Genomic DNA, 3,977 nt, shown 5'->3' on the forward strand with positions numbered 1-3,977 from the left:
TACCTTCACCTGCGCATCCGCACGACCCACAAACTCCAGGGTGCCGTCTGTGCGCCATTGGGCTAGGTCCCCGGTCCGGTACATCCGCCCACCCGAACCACCGAACGGGTTGGCTATGAATCGCTCGGCGGTGAGGTCAGGGCGTCCCAGATATCCACGCGCCAGTCCCGCACCCGCGATATACAACTCACCCGGCACACCCACCGGCACCGGACACAGACCCCCATCCAGCACATACACCTGCGTGTTGTTCAACGGGCGGCCGATCGGAGGCACGACGACCGCTGGACCAGCGGCCAACTCCAGCGGGGCAACCGTCGACCAGATCGTGGTCTCGGTCGGCCCATACAGATTCACCACCCCGCCACCAACCCGACGCATCTGCGCCGCCAACACCGCCGGCAACGCCTCACCACCAACCAGCATCCGCACACCAGACACACAATCCGGCACATCAGACACCAATGCCTGCCACAACGACGGAGTAGCCTGCAACACCGAAACACCAGCCGACTCGACCAACGCCCCCAACGCGAACGAATCCCGCACCACCACCGACCCAGCAACCACCACAGCCGCACCCGAAACCAACGGCAGATACAACTCCAACGCCGCAATATCAAACGCGACCGTCGTCACCGCAAGCAGACGATCACCCCCACCCAACGGGCAAAACCCCCGAGCCGCCCCAAGGAAATTCACCAACCCAACCTGAGAGACAACCACGCCCTTAGGCTTGCCGGTGGAGCCGGAGGTGTAGATGACGTAGGCGGGGTGCTGCGGCAGCAGTGCGCCGGAACGGTCGGTGTCGGTGACATCCGTGTTGTCCAGGCTGGTGATGTGCCGGGCCGTGTCGGCGTCATCCAGCAGGACCTGTCGGATGGAACCCGCCTCCGGAACGGCGGGGGCGGTCTGTGTGTCGGTGATGAGTAGGACGGGTTGGGCGTCGTCGAGCATGGAGGCGGTGCGGTCCGCTGGGTAGTCGGGGTCGATGGGTACGTATCCGGCCCCTGACTTCAGGACGGCCAGGAGGGTCACGATCAGCTCCGCGGAACGCGGCAGGGCCAACCCCACCAGCCCTTCCGGCCCCGCACCCTGACCGATCAGATACCGGGCTAGCTGGTTTGCCCGCGCGTTCAGCTCCTGGTAGGTGAGCTGCTGGTCCTCGAAGACGACCGCCACCGCATCCGGCGTCGCCATCACCTGAGCCTCAACCAGCTGGGGCAGCAACGCCTCGGGAACATCCCTCGCCGTGTCGTTCCATTCCACGAGCAGTTGGTGGCGTTCTGCGGGGGTGAGGATGTCGATCTGCCCGATCGGCCTTCCCGAATCGGCTACTACTTCTTCCAAGATCCGCACCAAACGTGCGGCCAGGACGGTCACGGCAGCCTGATCGAAAAGGTCGGTGCGGTAACCCAAGTGAAGCTGCAGATGGTTACCAGGCGCAACGATCAGGCTCAATGGATAGTGAGTGGCATCACGAGTTCCGGCAGGTGTGATCCGAACTCCACCAGGGGTACGGGATGGCTCTCCTGTCGCTTGGTTGAGGTTGGTGGGGTAGTTCTCAAAGACGACGACGGTGTCGAAGAGTTCGCCGATGCCGACGAGGTTTTGGATGGTGGCGAGGCCGAGATGTTGATGGGCGAGGAGTTGGGTCTGTTGTTGTTGCAGCCGCGTGAGGACGTTGGATAGGGGTTCGTTGGGGGAGTAGGTGACGCGTATGGGGATGGTGTTGATGAAGAGGCCGACCATGGTTTCGATGCCGGGGATTTCGGGCGGACGGCCGGCGACAGTGGCACCGAAAACGATGTCGGTACGTCCGGTCATGCGGGCCAGGAGGGTGGCCCAGGCGAGTTGGATGAGGGTGTTGAGGGTTGTGCTGTGGTGGCGTGCGGTGGTGGTGAGTTGGTGGGTGAGGTGGGTGGGTAGTTCGAGGGCGAGCTGTTTGGGCATTTGGGGGGTGCGGCTGTGGTTGGTGGGGGTGAGGCGGGTGGGTTCGTTGAGGCCGTCGAGGGCGTGGTGCCAGGCGGCTTCGGCGGTGTCGCGGTCTTGTCCGGCGATCCAGGCGAGGTAGTTGCGGTAGGGGGTGACGGGGGGTAGGCCGGTTTCTTGGCCTGCTTGGGCGTAGAGGGTGAACAGTTCCTTCATGAGGATGGGTAGGGACCAGCCGTCGAGGAGGATGTGGTGGTTGGTGAAGACTAGTTGGTAGCGGTGGGTGTCGAGGTGGAGTAGGGCGAAGCGGAGTAGGGGTGGGTTGGCGAGGTCGAAGCGTTGGTTTTGGTCGTGGTGGAGCCAGTCGGTGATGGTGTGTTGTTGTTGGTAGGGGTCTAGGTGGCGGAGGTCGATTTCTTGCCAGGGTAGTTCGATGTTGCGGGGGATGATCTGGACGGGTTGGGACAGTCCTTCGTGGAGGAATCCGGCGCGTAGGTTGGCATGTCGGCGCAACAGGGTGTGCACGGAGGCCTTCAACACCGCAACATCCAACACCCCTTCCACCAGGAAGGAGAATTGCGTCGTATAGACATCGTCTCCTTCCTCGTCGTAGAGGGCGTGGAAGAGCAGACCCTCCTGCAAGGGGGCCAGAGGAAGAACGTCTTCCAGTTCGTGCTGAGTCACTTCTTCTTCCTCCACACCGATTCCAGGCGGTCGATGTCGGCCTGGTTGAGGTTGAGTAGGGGTAGGTCTGAGGGGGTGCGGCCGCCGCTGGTGGGTTGGGTGGCGTGTTGGGTGAGGGCGGTGAGGGCTTGGAGGTAGGAGTCGGCGAGTTGCTGGATGTCGGTTTCGTTGAATTGGTCGGTGGGCCAGGTGTAGGTGATGGTCAGGGTGGGGCCTTGGGGGGTGTCTTGGGTGAGGGAGTTGATGGTGAGGGTGTGTGTGAGGGCCATGTCGGGGTCGGTTCCGCTGCCGGCTGTGGTGCCGTCGGTGGCGGGGGTCCAGTCGGTGGGTTGGCCGATGGAGAAGCGGCCTAGGTAGTTGAAGCCGATCTGTGGGGTGGGTAGAGGGGTGAGTTCGGTGGCGGTGTCCGGGTTGAGGTAGCGGAGTAGGCCGTATCCGATGCCGTGGTCGGGGACGGCCCGTAGTTGTTCTTTGATCCGTTTGAGGACCCGGCCCAGATCCGCACCACCGGCCCAGGCGTTGGTTTCGTTGATGGTGCCCGGGTCCAGGCGGACGGGGAACATGGAGGTGAACCAGCCTGTGGTGCGGGATAGTTCCGCGCCGTCGAAGATCTCCTCACGCCCATGTCCCTCCAGATCGACGAGCAGGCTGGCGGCACGTTGCCCCCTCCGGGCTCGCCAGCGTCCCATCGCCAGTACCAGTGCGCTGAGGAGTACGTCGTTGATACCGGCGTGGAAGAGCGCGGGGACCTCGGTCAGCAATGGCTCGGTTTGCTGTGGTGCCAGTGTCACGGTCAATGAGCGGGCGCTTCTGCTGGTGTCGCGTGTCGGGTCCAGTGGCCGGGCGCCGAGTAGCGGATCCGGTCCGTGCAGCGTCTTGCGCCACAATGCTAGTTCTGCGACCCGCTTTGGGCTTTCCGCGTGCTCGGCCAGGGTTTGTGCCCAGTGGCGGAAGGAGGTGCCGACTGGTTGTAGAGCCGCGGGCCGGTCATCGATGGCGGCTTCCCATGCCTGCTGTAGATCGGGTAGCAGGATCCGCCAGGACACTCCGTCGACTACGAGGTGGTGGACCACTACGAGTAGGCGGCCTGAGGTGGTGGGTCCGGCGTCGAACCAGACCGCCTGGACCATCGTCGCGTCCGTGAGTGCCAGCCGGTCCCGGGCCGCTTCCGCCTCTACGGTGATCACCCGTTGCAGGTCTGATCCCTCCAGGCCTGCGACATCGATCCGACGCACGCACGAGGCTGCCTGGACCGCACCCGGCTCCAGGACCTCCAGGACCCACTCACCATCACCGTCGGCACCCGAAAGCCGGGCCCGCAGCACATCGTGATGATCGAGAACCGACTGCACCGCCGTCAC

The 3,977-nt window shown here is 63.9% G+C and carries 2 protein-coding genes; both read right to left on the minus strand.

The genetic code is table 11. The annotated features are described in order from the left end of the window. Nucleotides 1-2,616, minus strand: a 2,616-nt coding sequence (locus NBG84_RS16935) for a non-ribosomal peptide synthetase (RefSeq protein ID WP_250920302.1), incomplete at its 3' end; no start/stop codon positions are given. Beyond that, nucleotides 2,613-3,977 (minus strand): condensation domain-containing protein (locus NBG84_RS16940; RefSeq protein WP_250920303.1); only part of this gene is annotated, 1,365 nt, incomplete at its 5' end. The genes NBG84_RS16940 and NBG84_RS16935, both read right to left, overlap by 4 nt.

The sequence above is a fragment of the Streptomyces albipurpureus genome (genome assembly GCF_023701525.1).
Taxonomy (GTDB): Bacteria; Actinomycetota; Actinomycetes; order Streptomycetales; family Streptomycetaceae; genus Streptomyces; species Streptomyces albipurpureus.